An 18,190-nucleotide genomic window follows, 5' to 3' on the forward strand; every position below is an offset into this window, starting at 1 on the left:
GGCTAATCGTAAAAAAGGCGGCCAATTGGCCGCCAAAGTAGAGACAACATTACCTCTGTGGCATCCGGTAGCGCACCTGCAACTGATCGAGGATCTGCAGCTGACCCGGCAGGCGGGCGGCGAAGTGCTCCCAGCCCTTGTGGGCGGGATCGCTCCAGGCCACCTCGGCCGTGGCCAGCATACGCGGGAACAACATGTAGTCGAGACGATCACGGCTGGTGATCAATTCTGACCACAAGGGGCTCAGCACCCCGAGGATGTTATCGTTGGCATGGAAATCGGCTGGGGCAGGATCGCAAGCATAAACCTGCTCCAGATTGAGGGTACCCGCCCAGTAGAGGCCGGGTTCATGAATATCGGCGCTCCAGGCGAGATCGAGATAGAGGAACTGGGCGGGCGCCATCACCACCGGATAACCGGCCGCGGCAGCGTCCAGCCCCGCCTGGAAGCTGGTCCAGGCACAGATGGCCGCTTTGCGGCTCACCTTGTCGCCATGCAGGATCTCCTCCCAGCCGATCATCTGTTTGCCTCTGGCGGCCAGATAGCGCTGGCAGTGGCGCAGCAGATGGCCCTGCAGCTCGCGGCAGTCGGCGTAGCCCTGCTCGACCATCAGCTGCTGGCAGGCGGGGCTGTCGGTCCAGACCCCGGTCGGCACCTCGTCACCCCCCATGTGGATCTGCGGGCCGGGAAAGAGCTCGCATACCTCGTCCAGCACAGCCTCCAGAAAGCGGTAGGTGCCGGGCAGGGCGGGGTTGAGCACGTTGTCATCGAAATGCTGGACCGAGCGGTAGCGGGAGTGATCCGCCGTTTCGATCAGCAACTCGGGCAGCGCCTTGATGGCGGCGTGGCAGTGGCCCGGAATGTCGATCTCGGGAATGACGGTGATGCCGAGTTCACCGGCATAGCTCACCAGCTCTTTCACCTCGCTCTGGGTGTAGTAGCCGCCATAGGGCTCGGCGCCGCCGCTGAGCTGGGGGTCGATCGCCAGATTATGGCCGCGCCAGGCACCCACGTCTGTCAGTGCCGGGAAGGCCTTGATCTCGAGTCGCCACCCCTCGTCATCGGTCAGGTGCCAGTGGAAGCGGTTGAACTTGTAGAGGCTCATCAGTTTGAGCAGGCGCTTGATGGTGGCCGGAGTGTGGAAGTGGCGGGCGCAATCGAGAAAAATGCCGCGAAAGCCAAAGCGCGGGGCATCCTCCAGCGTGACGCAGGGCAGGCTCTCCCCATGTTGCAGATACCACTGGGCTAGCGTCACCAGCCCATGACGCCAGCCCGCTTCGTCGGTGGCGGCAATCACCACCTCCTGCGGCGTGATGGTGAGTTGGTAGGCTTCGGGGGCCAGTTTGGCCTCGGTCAGCCGGATTTCAGCGTCGTGATCCTGCTCCAGTGCCAGCGACGTCAGCTCGTTGAAGTGGGCCAGCAGCTTCGGCACATCGTGAGGGGCGCTGACATGAGCCCGCTCGGCCAGCCGGAAGTTCCCCTCCAGCAGTACCAGATGGGCCGGTTGCGGCACTATACCGGGCAGAGGCTCGATATCCGGCAGATCTGGGCGGGCTACCGGCGGGTTCTCCAGTCCGAGATCCTGAGCTGCCAGCGTCACCGGCAGCAGCTGGGCACCCGTGGTCGCCTCCGGCAAGCTGAGGAAAAAGCCCTGCGGCATGTCGGAGAGCTTCTTGATGGGCGTCTGGCGGCAGCAAAAGCGCAGCTCGCAGCTGTCAGCGTTCGGGACAATCACCTTGTAGCTGCCGCTCTGGCGCTCCAGCTCGCCCCCTTGCAAGGAGTCGGGGTCGATATGGCGAGCCAGACAGAAGTGCAGCTTCCACTTGGTATCCGGCATGCGGGAGAGGGTGAAGGTGAACCAGACATCCTCGCCGTCACGTCGGGCGACCTGGGTGTGGATCAGGGGTGTAGACATGGAAAATCCTCTGATTGGGCAAACAGGATGGCGCCATCGAGCGCATCTGCCTGGGGGGGGATCAGGTTGAGCTGGCCGAGACGGGGGGCAAGGCGGGTGCCAATCCCCCCCAGCAGGGCGATCTGTCTGGCACCGAGCTGGGTCATCCCCTCCAGCAGGATCCGCAGTTGTTCGCAGGTTTCGTCCAGCAGCTGATTGGCGAGCTCGTCACCATCGCTGGCGGCATCGAATACCCAGGGGGCAAAGTGGCCATAGTCCGCCGGAATGGCGCGGGTGGCCCAACGTACCACTTCGGCCTGATCCCGCTTGAAGCGGTCCATCAGGCGGATGGTGAGGGTGCTGGGGGGCAGAATGCCGTCGTGGCAGAGCAGGGATTGCTGGATGGCGCGCAGCCCCAGCCAGGCGCCGCTACCTATGTCTGAAATGGGGAAGCCGCGGCCGGAGCAGGTGCGGATCTGCCCCTCCTGATAGACCAGCCCCACCGAGCCGGTACCTGCGATCAGAATGGCCCCCTCACGGCCGCCAAAGGCGCCGAGGCAGGCACCGAAGGCATCGGAGGTGAGCCTGACGCTGGCGAAGGGGAAGGGCATCTCGAGCAGGGCGTGATAGCAGTCGGCCAGCTCGGCGGAGGCGAGCGCCAGCCCGACCCCCATCTGCTGTTCACTCTCGATGCCGAGCCCGGCGGCAAGGCGGGCGCTGGCGATGGCGGCCAGCACATTGGCGTGGGCATGGGGGATGCCCAGCTCCAGATTGGAGCCAGCCGCGCGCCCCTCTCCGAGCAGCTTGCCAGCCCGATCCCGAATGCGGGCGCGGGTGTGTGTGCCCCCGCCATCGACCCCGACCCAGTACTCAATCATGGCGACCTCCTGCGGCATTTTGCCAGCTGATGGCCAGGGCAAACCAGGCGGCGTGGGGGATCCACTGCTCGCCCCAGCGCCAGTTCTGATCCAGCCGTTCCCTGTACTCCTCCGGAATAAAGGCCACCTCATTTTCGTCATCAAACCCTGAGGTGATGCCGTTGCAGATACCTCCCTGCGCATTGGGATACCCGGCGGTATAGGCGGGGTTGTTGATGCCGTGGCCCGCCAGCATGCAGGCGTTGAACGGGTTCTGCCCGAGGATCCAGTCGAGTTGGCGCTGACCGTAAGTGATGAGCGGCTGGCTCTGGCGGGGGAAGTGGCGGGCGCCAGCAAAGGCCATGGCAGCCAGCGAGGCCAGGCGGGCATTCTCCCCCTGCCACCAGTAACCGGACTCATTGTGATGGGGCATAAAGAAGCTGACGCGCGGCGCTTCATCTACCCCTTTCACATATTGGCGGGCGAGGGAGAAGGGGTTGCCTGCGCGGGCACAGAGCGCCAGCTCGGCGGCCAGTGCCTGCTCCACCACGGTTTGTACCCGGGCCTGGTGCCCCTGATCCGGCTCTACGCCCAGATATTCCAGCAGCGCCAGCACCGGCAGACCCGCCTCAGCGGCGTGGTAGTAGGGGCGCGAGCCATCCTCGTTGGCCGACCAGTAGTGACCCAGCTCAGGATGAGGGCGCTGGCGGGCACAGAGCTTGCTGGCACGGGCTCTCGCCTCATTCAGCCACTCGGCGCCGAAAGTGCGGGTCAGTTCCACCGCTGCCAGCAGGGCGCAGTAATCGTCGATGATGTTCTCGACCCCGTCATCCAGATAGGAGAGGTTGTGCTCACGCAGATGCAGGTAGCCGCGTTTGGCCGCCTCGGCGTAGCGGCTGGCATCGAAGTCGCCACTGACGCTCTCGCGGGCAGCGCGGGCCAGCGCGGCGATGGCCATGCCGCCCCCTTGGCGAAAACCCGCCTGCCAGTTGGCGGACTTGAGCCCCTGCTGAGTGGCATAGGCGCACAGCTCGCGCTGGGCGGGATCCTTGCTCCACTTGTCGAACAGGGTCATGTAGAAGAAGCCCGACTCATCCTGCATCCGGCAGAGGAAATCGGCGCCGTGCAGCGCCTCGTCATTGAGCCGCTTGCAGAGGTTCACCCCGTCGATATCGCGGCGCGGGGCCAGCAGTTCCCGGCACTTGAGCAGGGCCCACACCACCATGGGGGTCTGCTGGGGGTTGAGGTAGTTGGCGTAGGAGAGGTGGCTCAGGTACTTGCTCATGTCGCCGCTGGCATCGAACCAACCGCCGTGCACATCTTTGTGCTGGTCGGTGCCAAACAGGCGGGCGCTGCGGTCGGCCCGATCGAAGGTGCCGCTGGCGCGCTGCCCCTTGAAGTAGTGAATGACGTCCGAGAGGCAGCGGCTGGCCAGCAGATCCTGGCCGATGGCAAAGCGGGTCGAGCGGGCTATGCCTTGGGCAGTGATCGCCTCCAGCCGATAGTGGCCGGGCTCCTTGAAGGCGGAGAAGTCGGCACGCCAGTAAGCGCGGCCTTGCCAGCCGGGGACGCTGCCCGCCGGTTGCAGCGGGGTTTCAAACAGGATCTGGCCATCGTCGAGGCGTTGCAGCCTGACATAGCCGCCGAGATCAGGGGCGGGGGAGGTTTGCAACAGGGCGACCTTGTGTCCGTCGCACTCGTAGCCCACCTGATTGATCAAGAGTTCCATCAAGGTATTACTCCTGTGGTTCACCGCCGGGCGGTGAGGCACATCACGGGGCTGTGGCCGCCCCGTATCGAGGCATGGCCGGACAGGGTTGTCCGGCCGGTCTAAGGCTCACCCTCACTCGTAGAGGTAGCAGCGCACGAAGTGGTTGTCGGCAAGCTTGGTGATGGGGGGCAGCGCCTCCTTGCAGCGGGGCATCGCCTGATTGCAGCGCCCGGCAAAGGGGCAACCACAGGATTCCGGCGTCCAGAGCGGGATCTCCCCCTTGCGGCCGCCCTCCAGCTCGGCGTGGATGCTCTTCTCCGGATCGGGCACCGCCGAGATGAGCAGCTGGGTGTAGGGGTGCTGCGGGTGGTGCAGGATCTCGTCCACCTCGCCCCACTCCACCATGTGCCCTACATACATCACAGCCAGATCTTCCGCCACATAGCGGGCGGTGGCGATGTCGTGGGTGATGTAGAGCATGGAGACACCGAGCTCATTCTTCATCTGCTCCATCAGGTTGAGGATGCCGATGCGAATGGAGACGTCGAGCATGGAAGTCGGCTCGTCCGCCAGCACAACCTCCGCCTCCACTGCCAGATTGCGGGCGATGTTGACCCGCTGGCGCTGGCCGCCGGAGAGCTGGTGCGGATACTTGGCCGCCGTCGCCTTGGCGGGGGTGAGCCCCACCTTCTCCAGCAGGGCGTAGACCATGTCGGGCAGCTCTTTTTTGTCGATCACCTTGCTGTGCAGCAGCAGGGGGCGGGCGATGTGGTGATAGATGGTGTGGGTCGGGTTGAGCGAACCGAATGGATCTTGCCACACCATCTGCACGCTCTGGCGATAGTCCAGCAGGGCAGTGCCCTTGTTGAACTCCTCCAGATCGTGGCCGCGATAGAGAATGCGCCCGGCACTGAGCTTGTACATCTTGGCGATGATCTTGGCGATGGTGCTCTTGCCGGAGCCCGACTCCCCGACCACCGCCAGGGCGCGACCCCGGTGCAGGTTGAAGGTGATGTCGGAGAGCGCCCGCATCTTGCCACTCTTGATGGCATTGGAGTTGATGGGGAAGTCCTTGTAGAGGTGCTGGACTTCGATGATGGGTGCATCGGTTTTGGCGATTTGCATGACAGACATCCTTAACAGCCAGCGGCCTTGTCCAGATAGATCACGGAATCTTGTTGCAGCCCCTGCTCCTCATAGAGGTGGCAGGCGGTCTGTTGCCCGGGGCGGATCTCGGCCAATCTGGTGTACTCCTGACGGCAGCGATCGTGCACCTTGCCGCAGCGGGCCTGAAAGCGGCAGCCGACCGGCACCTCCAGCAGGTTGAGCGGGGTGCCCGGGATCCCTTCCAGCACCTTCTTCGGCCCGTGCAGGGGCGGGAAGGAGTTGCCGAGCCCTCTGGTATAGGGGTGTAGCGGCGCAGTCAGGATCGCCTTGGAGGGAGCGACCTCCACCAGTTCACCGGCATACATGATGCCGATGCGATCGCAGAACTCCACCATCAGGGAGAGGTCGTGGGTGATGAACAGAATGGAGAAGTTGAACTTCTCTTTCAGGGCATAGACCTTCTGCAGGATCTCCCGCTGTACCACCACATCGAGCGCCGTGGTTGGCTCATCCATGATGAGCAGCTCGGGGTTGAGCGCCATGGCGATGGCAATCACCAAGCGCTGGCGCATGCCGCCGGAGAACTGGTGCGGGTAATCCTTGAGCCGGCTCGGGTGGATATCGACGATGGTGAGCAGCTCTTGGGCGCGCTTGATCGCCTCGTAACGGGTCATGCCGGGGTTGTGGGCCAGCAGCACGTCGCAGAACTGCTCCTCCATCCGCAGCACAGGGTTCAGGGCGTTCATGGCGGACTGGAACACCACCGACACCTGTTGCCAGCGATAGGAGCGCAACCGCTCGTCGTTGTAATGGAGGATGTTCTCCCCCTTGAACAGGATCTCGCCACCGCTGATGTAGGCGGGCGGCTTGTGCAGCCGGGCCACCGAGAAGGCGACGGTGGATTTGCCGCAACCCGACTCACCGGCGAGACCGAAGATCTCGCCCTGTCTGATATCGAAGCTCACCGAGTTGACGGCGCGCACGTCGCCATTTTCGGTGATGTAGTCGACGCAAAGGTTACGTACTGACAGCAGGGGATGCTTGTTCATGCTGTCTTCTCCTGTGCGGCAGAGAGTGGTGTTGCGACCGGGGTGGCAAGTTTCTTCCAGCGGCTCAACCCTTTGTGGGAGCGCAGCTGCGGGTTGGCAATCTCGTCGATGGCGAAGTTGAGCAGGGCCAGACCGGCACCCAGAGTGGCGATGGCAAAGCAGGGAGCCAGGATCTCCCACCAGGCGCCGACCAGAATGGCGCTGGAGGTCTGGGCGTTGTAGAGCATGATGCCCCAGCTCACCACAGTCGGGTCGCCAAGCCCCAGGAACTCCAGGGTCGCTTCGGTGACGATGGCGTAGATGATGGAGCCGATGAAGCTCACCCCGATGATGGAGATGAGGTTGGGCAGGATCTCCACCAGAATGATGCGCCAGGCCGGCTCGCCCAGCACTTCTGCGGCGATGACGAACTCCTTCTCGCGCAGGGCCAGGGTCTGGGCACGGATGACCCGCGCGCCATAGGCCCACGAGGTCAACCCTATTATCACGGCAATCACTGCCGGTGACGCCTCCCCGATAAAGCTCGCCAGCACCAGTAGCAAGGGGAGGTTGGGGATCACCAGCACCACGTTCATCAGGAAGGTGAGGCACTCATCCACCAGACCGCCGAAGTAACCGGCGGTGATGCCGATGGCAACGGCCAGGGTGCAGACCAGCAGGCCTGCGCTGAAGCCCACCAGCAGCGAAATACGGGCGCCGTTGGTGAACTGGGCCCAGATGTCGTGGCCCATGCGGGTTGAACCCATCACGAACTCGGCACTGGGCGGCTGGTGCGGGCGAGCCACCCGTTTAGTCGGCTCGTTGCTGGCCAGAATGGGGGCAAAGAGGGCCATCAGTACGAAGGCAACCACGATGGCGAGGCCACAGGCAGCCTTCTTGTTGCCCAGCAGGATTTTGAGAATGGTCGGCATACGCATCTTATTTGCCTCCTGTACGCAGACGGGGATCCAGGAAGACGTAGAGCACGTCGGCCAGGAAGTTGAAGCTGAGCATGGTGATGGTCATGATGAGCAGCTGCCCCTGAATGAGCGGGTAGTCGCGGGCCAGAATGCCCTGATAGAGGGTCAGGCCCAGGCCGGGATAGTTGAAGATCACTTCGGTGATGAGAGAGCCACCGATGACGAAACCGAGCGCCATGGAGAGGGCGGTGACGCTGGGCAGAATGGCGTTGCGGGCGCCGTAGTTGAAGATCACCCGGTTGCTGGAGAGCCCCTTGGCCTTGGCCATGGTGATGTAATCCTCGCCCAGCAGGTTGATCATGTTGTTGCGCATGGTGATGAGAAAGCCCCCCACCTGCACCACAGCCAGGGTCAGCACCGGCATGATGGCGTGGGTCATGATGCTCTTGATGTGCTCCCAGCCCCAGTCAGCCTTGATCTCCGGGCTGTAGGCGTAGCCGATGGGCAGCCATTCGAGGCTGACCCCGAACAGGAACAGGGCGAGCAGGGAGACCACCACCGGCGGAATGGCCTGCATCACCAGGGTGAGCGGGGAGAGAATGCTGTCCATCCGGCCGCCGCGATACCAGGCGGCAAAGATGCCGACGATGGAACCGATGGAGAAGCTCAGGATGGTGGAGGTGCCGACCAGAAACAGGGTCCAGCCGATGGCACGGCCCAGCACGTCAGAGACCTGCTGCGGGTAGAAGCGCACCGAGGTGCCGAGATCCCAGGTGAAGACACTCTTCACATAGGTGAGAAACTGGGTGCCGATGGGGCCGTCGACAAAGCCGAAGGTGGCTTTGAGGGCTTCCAGGGCGGCGGGTTCCATCATGGCGCCAGCGCGGGCAAACATCACGGAGACAGGATCCCCTGGCATGGCACGGGGTAACAGGAAGTTGATGGTGGCGGCTACCAGAAAGGCAACCAGATAGAAGGAAAAGCGTCTCAGTATGAATCCCATGATAGTACCTTTTACTGCAAGTCTGCCCCGCGTCGGGTATAGCTACCCCAACCCCGGCGGTGCCGGGCAAGAAGGGGATTAACGGGGAAGATGGCCCCCCGCAGGGGGCCGGGATTGTTTAGCTGTTTGGCTTGAGGGACAACACGTGCAGCAGACGCTCAGGGGTGTCCGGGTGGAGCTGAGGTTTGGCTACCGGGTTATCAGCACTGAACCAGCCGTTGAAGCGCTTGGTGCTGTACTCATACCAGGTCGGGTTGTTGAAGACCGGAATGATGGTCTGGTTGGCTCCAACACGATCCTGGATGGCGAACATGATCTCCTTCTGCTTGGCCGCATCAGCGGTCTGGGTGAAGTCATCGATCAGCTTGTCGAGCTCGGGATCCTTGTAACGGGGCGCGGCGAAGCGGTTGCCACGGTCACCCATGTTGCGGGAGTGGAAAGCAGTCTCGAAGTACTTGTGCGGGTTGGCACCGGCAAAGTAACCCTGCAGGGCGACATCGAAGTCACCGGTGATCAGGTTCTCGGTCCAGACGGTTGCTTCCGGGGTAGCGGTCTTGGCGTTCAGGCCCAGCGCCTGCAGCCCTTCTACACCAATCTGAACAGTGTTGACCCAGTCGGTCCAGCCATTCGGTACCAGTACCTTGAACTCGATCTTTTTGCAGCTCGGGGTGTCGAGGAACTTGTCGCCGTCACAATCCTTGTAGCCTGCCTCTTTCAGCAGGGCCTTGGCCCCTTCCAGATCGAACTTGTTGTACTTGCCGTACTTCTTGTCCACTTCCGGGTTGTTCCAAGAGTCAAAGGCTTTGCCCAGACCTGACGGGTACTCGTTGACGGTGGGGTAGCCGTAGCCTGCGATATCCACCATGGACTGGCGGTCCATCGCCATGGAGAAGGCGCGGCGGAAGTTGATGTCGTTGAAGGCTTCGTTATTGCCCGGGTTCTTGGTCTGGAAGTTGACGTTGAAAGCCACGGTACCGGAGGCCGGGAACCAGTATTTGTTGTTCTTCGGATCGTTGCCGACGTAGAGGCGCTCGATATCCGGTACGAAGGAGCCGAACCAGTCGATGTCGCCCTTCATGACTGCAGCCAGCACCTGGTCGTTGGTGGCCATCTGCGGCATGCGGATACAGTCGATAGCGAGGTTGGCGTTATCCCAGTAGTGCGGGTTGCGGCACTGGGTATAGAGCTGGGCAGAGAAGTTGTCCACTTCGGTGAAGGGGCCGGTACCAACCGGCTTGTCGTTGGTGAAGGCAACCGGATCTTTCACCGATTTCCACTGATGCTCCGGCACTATGGGTACCAGCACCAGATCATTCACCACGTTGGTGTTGACCTCGGTCAGGTCGAATTTGACCTTGTTGGGGGCCAGCTTCTCGACGCTCTTGATCTGGGTCCAGATTGAGCGCTCATCCAGCGCCTTGTTGGCCTTGACCAGATTGAAAGAGAAGATGATGTCATCGGCATCAAAGGCTTCGCCGTCAGACCACTTCACGCCGTCACGCAGATCGAAGGTGACGGATTTCAGGTCATCGCTGAACGCATAGTTGGTGGCCAGACGATAGACGGGTTTGCCCCCTTGCATATCGTTGAAGATCACCAGCGGCTCATAGATGAAGTGACGGGTGGTGTGCAGCAAGCCCGCTTGCAGGAAGGGGTTGAAGTTCTTGACCCAGGCGGTTTCCTGCTGTGCGACCATGGTCAGCACGGTTTTGTTTTCTGCGGCCATGGCGTTACCGGCGGCACCGGCAAGCATCATGGTTCCCAGCATTACAGCGGTAGAGATTTTGGATACTTTGGCAAGCATATGTTTTCCTTTCTTATTTTTTGGCATTCCCGAGGGTTTGCCTTGTTTTGTGTGAGCACCGGTTTCGCATGCTGATGAAATCGGCCCTCTGTGTTGGTCAGGTGTCTAACCTTTGTCGTTCTGTTTTCCAACGCCCTAAGCAAACCAGAATTAACAGGAAAACAACAACTATTGATTTCGTTGTTTTCGTAAAAATTGACGGTGTTACGTCAATCTCGTCAAAATGCTTTTTTATCTGTTTAAAATCATTGATTTGCGTTATTTGCTCTCGCGTAAAAAGTGGCTGTGAAAATGGCGTATATGACAAATTTGTGAATTGGATCTGCTCTCGGTTTCGGGGTTGTACGGGGCTTTGTTTTGCGCAAAAAGAAACCAGATTGCCAATTGTGAGCCGGCGCCCGTTTAGGGCGCCGTGTCACGGCTTGCGGTTGGCGAGTTGACGCAGGGTCTGGGCGCTGTGCTGCAACTGCTGGCGCTGGTGGTCATTGAGCGGGCAGTGGCCCAGCACATACTCGGTGGTGGCCACTACCGTCTTCCAGCGTGGCGACTTGGGCAGGGTGTCCAGACTCAGGTATTTGTCGAGGGTGCGGGTCTGCGGGCTGGATCTGTCCATATAGACCCGCCACAGCTTGCTCTTCTCCGCCAGCACGATTTTGCCCTTGCCGGTCCCCTGCTGCCAGGCATCCAGGGTGAGCTGCATGGTCTCTACCAGCGCCCGGCGCAGCGGCTCGTCATCCTGCTGGCGAATGAGGTCGTCGGCCAGCGAACGGAACTCGCCACCCAGGCGGCTCAGCTCGCCCAGCAGTTGTTCATCTTCGATGATGGCTTGCCGCGAGAGGTTCTTGAGTGCGTTCTCCAGCGCTATTACCCGGTTCTCATCCTGACGCAGCTCGGTACTCAGAGTGAGGGCGAAAGCAGCCTGTCCTCCGAGCGTGATAGGCAGGGCGCGGGCGTTGAGTACATCTTTTTGCCCGGCCACCAGAAATTCCAGATTGTGTTCCCGCTCGCTGGCAAGGTCGGGCCACTGCTGTTGCAGCGGGGTGGCGAGCCACTCATTGAGGGGCTGCCCCTCCATGGCTTCCGGCTCCTGTCCCAGCAGGCGTGCCATCACCCGGGAGGCAAACAGCACTGTGCCCTGCTCGTCGATAAAGATCATGGGGTCGGCCCCTTCGCCGAGCAGGGCCAGCAGGCGCTGCTGATCCTGATGCAGTCGCTCCTGCAGGGTGAGGCGGTGCTCGATCTCCTGCTTCAATAGCCGGTTCTCTACCAGCGAGGCGCGTCCGGCCTTGGCTTCCAGCAGCGCCTTGACCCGGGCAAACAGCTCCTCCTTGCAGAAGGGTTTGACCAGATAGTCGTTGGCACCGGCCCCGAAGCCCTCCTCGATATCCTTGGGCTGGTTGAGGGCGGTGAGCAGCAGCACCGGCAGCATATCTTTCGGGTGCTGCTGGCGCAGGCGGCGGCAGACGTCAAAACCGGAGAGGGTCGGCATCATCACATCGAGCAGGATGAGGTCCACCGGCTCCTCGGCCAGCTTGGCCAGCGCATCGTGGCCGTCACTGCTGGGCAGAATGCGGTAGCCGCAGGGCTGCAGCAGATGGCGCAGGATGTGCAGGTTGATGGGCTCGTCATCCACCACCAGAATGAGCGGCGCACCCTCGGGGGAGGGGGCAGATCGTCGCTCTCCCAGTCCGGCAGGATCAGCGGTTGCTGGCGCACCAGCTGATGCTCGATCTGGCGGCTGTCGAGAGTCAGATTGGCCGCTTTGCCGGTGGCAAGGGGCAGGGTAAAGGCGAAGGTAGAGCCAACGCTCGGCTCGCTCTCGACAAACAGCTCGCCCCCCATCAGGTGCACCAGCTGGCGGGTGATGGAGAGGCCAAGCCCGGCTCCCTGCTTGCTTACCTCCGGGCTCATCTGTACCAGCGGCTCGAAGATATGTTCCAGATGGTCGGTGGCGATGCCGATGCCGGTGTCGGTGACCTTGATGCGCAGGAAGTTGTTCTCGACGATGGCACTGAGCACCACCTTGCCCTGCGGCGTGTACTTGATGGCGTTGCCCACCAGGTTGTAGAGCACCTGTTCGAGCCGTTGCTCGTCGGCCAGCACCGGCGGCAGTTCGGCCGGGCTGATATCCACCAGGGTGAGGGGTTTGGCCTGCACCAGATGCTGGCAGAGATCCAGCACCAGCCGGATAACCCCTTTTGATGAGACGGGCTGGGAGTGGATCTCCAGCTGGCCGTAGCGCATCTGGTGGTAGTCCAGCAGATCGTCCACCAGACGGGCCAAGCCGTCGGCGCTCTTGATGATGAGGCCGAGCTGCTTTTGCTGCCCTTCGGTCAAATCCTGCTGACTGGCGAGCATGGACTCGGCCATCCCCTTGATACCGTGAATGGGGGTGCGCAGCTCGTGGGAGGTGTTGGCCAGCAGTTCATCCTTGAGCTTGTCCGCCTGCTGCAGGCTGAGGTTCTGCTTGTGGGTCAGCTTGACCTGCTGTTGCAGCTCCTGGGTCTGCTGTTCGATCAGTTCGATCTTGTCCTTCACCGAGCGCTGCATATGGCGAAACGCCTCGGCCAGCCGGTCGATATCATCGCCGGTGCGCTCGATGGCGATGGGGTGATCCAGCGCGCCGTCGGCCACCTGCTCGGCCGCTTCGGTCAGGGAGCGCAGCGGCGCCGTGATGGAGTGGGAGAGCCAGCGGGAGAAGAGGATCAGCAGTAGTACCGAACCCGCGCCCAGCACAATTACCAGAGTTTCCAGCTGGCGGATCGGGGCATAGGCTTCCCGGGTGGAGATCTCGGCGATAAAGGCCCACTCGGTATCGAACACCTTCACCTGGGTGTAGGCGGCCAGCACCTCGTCATCCTGATAAGAGTGGAACAGCCCGACCCCCTGCTCGCCGGAGAGAGTCTTGGTGATGAGGGGCGTTTGCAGTGGACGGAAGTTGGGGCTGAAGCTGTTCTCGACGCTGAACTCCGGCGCCAGCCAGGCATCGGCGCGCATCCGCTTGTCAGGGCCGATCAGGATGGTCTCGCCGGTTTCGCCCAGCCCCTCCCGCTCCGCCATGATCTGGTTGAGCTTGTCCGGCAGCAGCTCGAAAATCACCACACCGCGCACATAGTCGTACTGCATCACGGGGGCGGCCATGTAGGCAACCACCTGCCCGGTCAGCTCGTTGCGGCCAAAATCGGTGAATTCGAAGATCTGCTGCGGCTTCTGGCCGCCATCAAGGCGGCGTTTGATCTTGGCAAAGGTCTGGCCCAAGCCACTGCCCTGATAAGGTCCGGAGAGCAGATTGGTGGCAAAGTTAGGGTGCTTGGTGACCGAATAGACCACATCACCGTTGAGGTCCACCAGAAAGATGTCGCTGTAGTTGGACTTGCGCACCATGTCGGCATAGCCGCGATGAAAGCGTTGGTGCACCCGGCCATACATCTCGTCGGCGAGGATAAGCGCCGTGATGGAGGGTTCGATCTCTACTTGGCTGTCCGGTTTGCGCAGTTGATCCCAGGAGCCGGGCAGATAGCGGGCCTGGGCGCGGCTGCGGGCCTCCTGCGGCGTGGTGCCCAACTTCTCGAAGGCGCCGGTAAAACCATAGAAACGGCCGATACTGTTGCCGGCAAAATCCTGCTGGGAGAAGTTGATGATCTGCTCTTTGAGGTTGTTGAAGTAATCCTCGAGCTGACTCTTCTTGATATTACGAACGGAGACCAGATGGTTGGAGGTCTGGGTGGTGAGATCCTTGCCGTGGCTGTATAGGAAGAAGAGGGTGATGACCAAAAAGGGCACCATGCCCAACATGAAAAAAGCCAGCATTAACTGCGGCCTGAGCCCACGAAGCGTGAAGATCCATTTCATCTTGTGATTTTCAATTGAGAATCCGGTTATTAAGCCGCTCAAGTCTCGAACGAAAGCGTAATCATTTCAACGACTTTATCCCAAATTCGCTTGGTGGGTCACAGCTGGCTGGAGAAAAATGCAGCAAGACGTTTAAACCCTGAGCAAACAGTCTGCATCAGGGCTTAAATTGCGAAAAAGGGGTTGTGCTGACGCTCGTGGTACGTATAATGCGCCTCGTTGTCAGGCAACTGGCACGAAGGCAGTAACGCGGGAATAGCTCAGTTGGTAGAGCACGACCTTGCCAAGGTCGGGGTCGCGAGTTCGAGTCTCGTTTCCCGCTCCAATTTTCCATCACACCAACGATGGAACTCACTTTCAAGACAATCAGTCTTGTCAGCATGGCGCGTTAGCAAAGCGGTTATGCAGCGGATTGCAAATCCGTTTAGTCCGGTTCGACTCCGGAACGTGCCTCCATATTCTCTCTGTTTATCTCAATCATCACTCTTCGAGTCTGAGCCCTGGTCAGTATCCTTGCTGTACCAGTAACTGTTCGCAGCCAGCCTGTTTCCACTCGCGCTCGAGATAGTGGCTCACATCCGCCATGTTTTGCCCCCGATATTGAAACTGCACCTCGGCACTGTGCTGGTTGAGATCCGCAATCCGTTGCTTCAGTGTGCCGCATTGCCACAGGCTGACGGTGGGCACGCCCCGTTCGGCCAGCACGATGGCATCTTCCCGATTCAGTTGCCACTCCTCCAGTTGTGCCCGTGTCAGGGCAACCATCAGCACCAGCAGTGCCACTTCCGGCAGTTTCATGCGTGTCTCCCTACTGCATGTTTTTCCCCTGATAACTGTGGCAAAGCGCACGATTTTCGCAAGTTTGTTAACTGTTGGTTAATGACGTAACCCGTTTTCAGTATTTCCCGTTTTTCACCATTTTTTTATAAAAAAATGCGTTGGTGATGTAGTAATCCTACATGGAGTGGGGTAATCTTTGCTCAGTGGTCTTACCAGTAAGGAGTTACATCATGTTTCATCCCTTTTCCCTGACTCAGATTATTCTTCGTCGCATTTATGTATTGCTGGTGGGCATTCTGGCTTTCCCCGTGATGCTGTTTCGCAGCGATCGTGCCCGCTTCTACAGCTATCTGCACCGGATCTGGAATAAAACCAGCACCAAACCGGTGTGGCTCAAAATGAGCGAGCGTGGCGAGCGGATCTTCTACTAAACCCCATTCGCACCATGTGCAAAAAGAGACAGCCAAAGCTGTCTCTTTTTATATCTGCTTGCCGCAACTCCTGGCTCCCAATACCACTCCGATTATTTATTTATTGTTTCTTTAAAGTTGCATCCAGCCCTGCCTGTTGGCGGGGTTTTTTATGTCTGACGCATCTTTTTTGATGGAAGCTGTGAAGAAGATTAACGGGATGAAAGCACCATATGGCACTTTCCTCGTTCATTAATGGGTGGTCGTCGAGAAATTTTCAATGATGAAATAGCTGTTTAAAATCAATTAATTGAGTGTTTATATTTGGGTTTTTTAACTCTTTTTGTGTTTTTTTGAAAGGGAATATCCCGTTTGCCGGTTCTATTGCAGGTACCCGGTTGCGACAAATCGGGGATATCAGCAACATCCAACGACATCAAAAGGAACATGAACATGAATGTTAAAAAAAGCACTGCTATCGCCTCCGCCATGACCGGTCTGCTGGCGCTGGGCGCCCAATTTATCGCGGCGCCAGCCATGGCTGCCGATGAAAAGGAGAAGTGCTACGGCGTGGTCAAGGCCAGCAAGAATGACTGTGCGACCAAGAGCAGCTCCTGCGCCGGTACCGCCAAGGAAGATGCTCAGGGTGATGCCTTTGTGGTGATGCCCAAAGGGCTGTGCGAGAAGCTGGTCGGCGGTTCGCTGCAACCCAAGTAAGAGACATCGGGCAGGGGATGGCCAACGGGCCGCCCCCTGCATCTTCTCTGGTTGGCGAAAGCGAGTCTTGCGATGAACCCTTTGATTGGCATCGGATTACGCACTCCCCATTACGATGAGATCCGGCAAACCCTGCCGGCAGTCGGTTGGCTGGAGGTGCACAGTGAAAATTACTTCGAACGGCACAGCCAGGGTTTTCAGGTGCTCGCCGAACTGGCGCAGCACTACCCCGTCAGTCTTCACGGCGTTGGCATGTCCCTCGGTTCTGCCGACCCGCTCGATCCGCACCATCTACAGCAGTTGTTGACACTGGCCGCGGCGATCAAACCGGTACGGATCTCCGAACATCTCAGCTGGGGCAGCATTGGCGGGCGTTACTTCAACGATCTGCTGCCGGTGCCCTATACCCGAGCCTCCCTGCGCAACATGAGCGACAAGATCCAGCAGGTACAACAGACCCTGGGTTGCCGCATGCTGATTGAAAATCCCTCCTCTTATCTGCAACTGGCCGGAGAGATGAGCGAGTGGGAATTTCTGGCCGAGCTGCAGCAGCGCAGCGAGTGCGGCATCCTGCTCGACCTCAACAATCTCTATGTCAGTGCCTTCAATCACGGTTTCTCTTGCGATGAGTATCTGGCGGCGATCGATCTCGCCACCGTCGGGGAGATCCATCTGGCCGGTTATACCGAGAAGCAGCTGCCGGAAGGCTCCCTCTATATCGACACCCACAGCGCCCCTGTGGTGGCGCCGGTCTGGGAACTCTATCGCCAGATCTGCCGCAAGCAGGCCATTCCCACCCTGATTGAGTGGGACCTCGAGATCCCGCCGCTGCCGGTCTTGCTGGCAGAGGCGGCGCAGGCCAGCGCCATTCTGGATGAGGCGTGCGCCATGAGTGCACCACGGGAGGTAGCCCATGGCTGAACTGGCACAGCTGCAACAGCACTTTGTTGACGGTCTGCTGGGGGAGCCTGACGCCATTGCCCCTCACATCAGCTCCCGGCTCTTTTCTGCCGAATCTGTGCTGCAGGTCTATCGCAACCACTTCATCCTGAGCCTTGGCGAGGTGCTGGCGAGCAGTTATCCCGCCGTCAAGGCTATGGTCGGGGATGACTTATTTGCAGCGGCGGCCCGTGGCTTCGTATTGGCCGAGCCGCTCAGGGAAGGGAGCGTCATGCACTATGGCGTCGGATTTGGCCAATGGCTGGCCCGCTTGCCAACTACAACCGGACTGCCCTGGCTGGAGGCGCTGGCTCAGTTCGAATGGCAGCTTGAGCGTGCCAGTCTGCTGCCGCTGGAATCACGCTGCTGGCCAGCCGAGCGTCTGGCCGCATTATCGCCGCAACAATGGGAGCGGCTGCGACTCTTGCCAGCCACTGATCTGCTGCTGGTTGCCAGCGATTATCCGGTGCTGGCCCTGTGGCAGATGGCGCTGCACGGTGGAGAAGCGGTGGAGGTGCTTGATGCCCCCGTCTGGTTGGCATTGAAGAAACAGCCGGATTGCCGGGTTGCCCCCTTGCCCCTGACGGCTGGTGAGTGGGCGCTGCTACAGGGATGTCTCGCTGGTACGGCGCTGGTCGATCTGCTTGCGGCCGACCCTGCGGCCAGTGAACATCTCACTCGCCTGATAACCCTTGGTCTGCTGGTGGATATGGAGATAATGCCATGATGGCAAACAAATGGCTGGCGCTGGCCAGCTCAAGTGGTGATTTGCCGCGCTGGAGCAGCGCTGGTGTGCTGTTGCTGGCGCGGCTGTGGGTCGCCTCGGTTTTTATCACTTCAGGCTGGCTCAAGCTGACGGCGTGGGATTCCACCCTCTATCTGTTTGAATCCGAGTATCAGGTGCCCCTGCTGCCCTGGTTGTGGGCTGCTTATCTGGGTACGGCGACCGAGCTGCTGTTGCCGCTCTTCCTGCTGGCGGGGCTTTTTACTCGCCCGGCCGCCTTGCTGCTGTTTGGCTTCAATATCATGGCGGTGATCTCCTACCCGACCCTCTGGGCGGGTGGCTTTTACGATCACCAGCTGTGGGGCTGGATGCTGCTGACCCTGACCATCTGGGGCGGCGGTGTGCTGAGCCTGGATTATTGGCTGACACGTCGAAACCATTGAT

General features: G+C 60.2%; 14 protein-coding genes, 2 tRNA genes and 1 pseudogene. 7 read left to right on the forward strand and 10 right to left on the reverse strand.

Annotated features, from left to right (window positions below; genetic code table 11):
- Window positions 1-49: 49 nt before the first annotated feature.
- The 9 genes and pseudogenes from ACTG2W_RS18850 to ACTG2W_RS18890 form a co-directional block, all read right to left on the reverse strand.
- On the reverse strand, window positions 50-1,915 hold the full coding sequence (locus ACTG2W_RS18850) for a beta-N-acetylhexosaminidase (RefSeq protein ID WP_106842761.1): 1,866 nt from the start codon (window positions 1,913-1,915) through the stop codon (window positions 50-52).
- Complete coding sequence (locus ACTG2W_RS18855) at window positions 1,900-2,772, reverse strand: BadF/BadG/BcrA/BcrD ATPase family protein (protein WP_106842760.1); 873 nt, start codon at window positions 2,770-2,772, stop codon at window positions 1,900-1,902. Before ACTG2W_RS18855 ends, ACTG2W_RS18850 begins: the two co-directional genes overlap by 16 nt.
- Window positions 2,765-4,480 carry a glycoside hydrolase family 9 protein gene (locus tag ACTG2W_RS18860; protein ID WP_106842759.1) on the reverse strand — a complete coding sequence of 572 codons (1,716 nt, stop codon included), beginning with the start codon at window positions 4,478-4,480 and terminating at the stop codon, window positions 2,765-2,767. Before ACTG2W_RS18860 ends, ACTG2W_RS18855 begins: the two co-directional genes overlap by 8 nt.
- A gap of 114 nt (window positions 4,481-4,594) precedes the next feature.
- Window positions 4,595-5,587 (reverse strand): ABC transporter ATP-binding protein, encoded by a 993-nt coding sequence (locus tag ACTG2W_RS18865; RefSeq protein ID WP_005353824.1) that lies wholly within the window; start codon window positions 5,585-5,587, stop codon window positions 4,595-4,597.
- 11 nt (window positions 5,588-5,598) lie between these two features.
- A complete protein-coding gene (locus tag ACTG2W_RS18870) occupies window positions 5,599-6,618 on the reverse strand; it encodes an ABC transporter ATP-binding protein (RefSeq protein WP_005334876.1) in 1,020 nt (339 codons plus the stop codon).
- Window positions 6,615-7,535: an ABC transporter permease gene (locus ACTG2W_RS18875; protein WP_005353820.1), complete on the reverse strand. Its 921-nt coding sequence runs from the start codon at window positions 7,533-7,535 to the stop codon at window positions 6,615-6,617. Before ACTG2W_RS18875 ends, ACTG2W_RS18870 begins: the two co-directional genes overlap by 4 nt.
- A gap of 1 nt (window position 7,536) precedes the next feature.
- The gene (locus ACTG2W_RS18880; protein WP_005353818.1) at window positions 7,537-8,520 is read right to left on the reverse strand and encodes an ABC transporter permease; all 984 of its coding nucleotides are present in this window, start codon (window positions 8,518-8,520) and stop codon (window positions 7,537-7,539) included.
- 118 nt (window positions 8,521-8,638) lie between these two features.
- Window positions 8,639-10,324 (reverse strand): ABC transporter substrate-binding protein, encoded by a 1,686-nt coding sequence (locus ACTG2W_RS18885; RefSeq protein WP_005353816.1) that lies wholly within the window; start codon window positions 10,322-10,324, stop codon window positions 8,639-8,641.
- Between the two features lie 415 nt (window positions 10,325-10,739).
- Window positions 10,740-14,176, reverse strand: a pseudogene (locus tag ACTG2W_RS18890) (ATP-binding protein).
- 249 nt (window positions 14,177-14,425) lie between these two features.
- Between ACTG2W_RS18890 and ACTG2W_RS18895 the strand changes: the two are divergent.
- Window positions 14,426-14,501, forward strand: a tRNA-Gly gene (locus ACTG2W_RS18895).
- Between the two features lie 57 nt (window positions 14,502-14,558).
- Window positions 14,559-14,632, forward strand: a tRNA-Cys gene (locus tag ACTG2W_RS18900).
- 48 nt (window positions 14,633-14,680) lie between these two features.
- Here ACTG2W_RS18900 and ACTG2W_RS18905 read toward each other — a convergent pair.
- Window positions 14,681-14,974, reverse strand: coding sequence for a hypothetical protein (locus tag ACTG2W_RS18905; RefSeq protein WP_005347702.1), 294 nt, complete (start codon window positions 14,972-14,974; stop codon window positions 14,681-14,683).
- Between the two features lie 212 nt (window positions 14,975-15,186).
- Between ACTG2W_RS18905 and ACTG2W_RS18910 the strand changes: the two genes are divergently transcribed.
- The 5 genes from ACTG2W_RS18910 to ACTG2W_RS18930 all read left to right on the forward strand — a co-directional run bounded on the left by ACTG2W_RS18910 (window position 15,187) and on the right by ACTG2W_RS18930 (window position 18,189).
- The gene (locus ACTG2W_RS18910) at window positions 15,187-15,387 is read left to right on the forward strand and encodes a YbfA family protein (RefSeq protein WP_005334863.1); all 201 of its coding nucleotides are present in this window, start codon (window positions 15,187-15,189) and stop codon (window positions 15,385-15,387) included.
- Window positions 15,388-15,819: 432 nt separating this feature from the next.
- Entirely contained in the window at window positions 15,820-16,083 is a 264-nt protein-coding gene (locus ACTG2W_RS18915; protein ID WP_005334862.1) for a BufA1 family periplasmic bufferin-type metallophore, read from the forward strand.
- Window positions 16,084-16,155: 72 nt separating this feature from the next.
- Entirely contained in the window at window positions 16,156-17,004 is an 849-nt protein-coding gene (bufB, locus tag ACTG2W_RS18920) for an MNIO family bufferin maturase (protein WP_106842757.1), read from the forward strand.
- Window positions 16,997-17,749, forward strand: coding sequence for an HvfC/BufC N-terminal domain-containing protein (locus tag ACTG2W_RS18925; RefSeq protein WP_106842756.1), 753 nt, complete (start codon window positions 16,997-16,999; stop codon window positions 17,747-17,749). Before bufB ends, ACTG2W_RS18925 begins: the two co-directional genes overlap by 8 nt.
- A complete protein-coding gene (locus ACTG2W_RS18930) occupies window positions 17,746-18,189 on the forward strand; it encodes a DoxX family protein (protein WP_106842755.1) in 444 nt (147 codons plus the stop codon). Before ACTG2W_RS18925 ends, ACTG2W_RS18930 begins: the two co-directional genes overlap by 4 nt.
- Window position 18,190: the final 1 nt, after the last annotated feature.

This window comes from Aeromonas sp. 96A (genome assembly GCF_051919165.1).
Taxonomy (GTDB): domain Bacteria; phylum Pseudomonadota; class Gammaproteobacteria; order Enterobacterales; family Aeromonadaceae; genus Aeromonas; species Aeromonas veronii.

What these genes read in the sequence shown, in the direction of transcription:
- ACTG2W_RS18905 (WP_005347702.1), bottom strand. Translation starts at nt 14,974, where the DNA reads ATGAAACTGCCGGAAGTGGCACTGCTGGTGCTGATGGTTGCCCTGACA.
- ACTG2W_RS18870 (WP_005334876.1), bottom strand. Translation starts at nt 6,618, where the DNA reads ATGAACAAGCATCCCCTGCTGTCAGTACGTAACCTTTGCGTCGACTAC.
- ACTG2W_RS18915 (WP_005334862.1), top strand. Translation starts at nt 15,820, where the DNA reads ATGAATGTTAAAAAAAGCACTGCTATCGCCTCCGCCATGACCGGTCTG.
- ACTG2W_RS18925 (WP_106842756.1), top strand. Translation starts at nt 16,997, where the DNA reads ATGGCTGAACTGGCACAGCTGCAACAGCACTTTGTTGACGGTCTGCTG.
- ACTG2W_RS18855 (WP_106842760.1), bottom strand. Translation starts at nt 2,772, where the DNA reads ATGATTGAGTACTGGGTCGGGGTCGATGGCGGGGGCACACACACCCGC.
- ACTG2W_RS18880 (WP_005353818.1), bottom strand. Translation starts at nt 8,520, where the DNA reads ATGGGATTCATACTGAGACGCTTTTCCTTCTATCTGGTTGCCTTTCTG.
- ACTG2W_RS18850 (WP_106842761.1), bottom strand. Translation starts at nt 1,915, where the DNA reads ATGTCTACACCCCTGATCCACACCCAGGTCGCCCGACGTGACGGCGAG.
- ACTG2W_RS18910 (WP_005334863.1), top strand. Translation starts at nt 15,187, where the DNA reads ATGTTTCATCCCTTTTCCCTGACTCAGATTATTCTTCGTCGCATTTAT.
- ACTG2W_RS18865 (WP_005353824.1), bottom strand. Translation starts at nt 5,587, where the DNA reads ATGCAAATCGCCAAAACCGATGCACCCATCATCGAAGTCCAGCACCTC.
- bufB (WP_106842757.1), top strand. Translation starts at nt 16,156, where the DNA reads ATGAACCCTTTGATTGGCATCGGATTACGCACTCCCCATTACGATGAG.
- ACTG2W_RS18860 (WP_106842759.1), bottom strand. Translation starts at nt 4,480, where the DNA reads ATGGAACTCTTGATCAATCAGGTGGGCTACGAGTGCGACGGACACAAG.
- ACTG2W_RS18885 (WP_005353816.1), bottom strand. Translation starts at nt 10,324, where the DNA reads ATGCTTGCCAAAGTATCCAAAATCTCTACCGCTGTAATGCTGGGAACC.
- ACTG2W_RS18930 (WP_106842755.1), top strand. Translation starts at nt 17,746, where the DNA reads ATGATGGCAAACAAATGGCTGGCGCTGGCCAGCTCAAGTGGTGATTTG.
- ACTG2W_RS18875 (WP_005353820.1), bottom strand. Translation starts at nt 7,535, where the DNA reads ATGCGTATGCCGACCATTCTCAAAATCCTGCTGGGCAACAAGAAGGCT.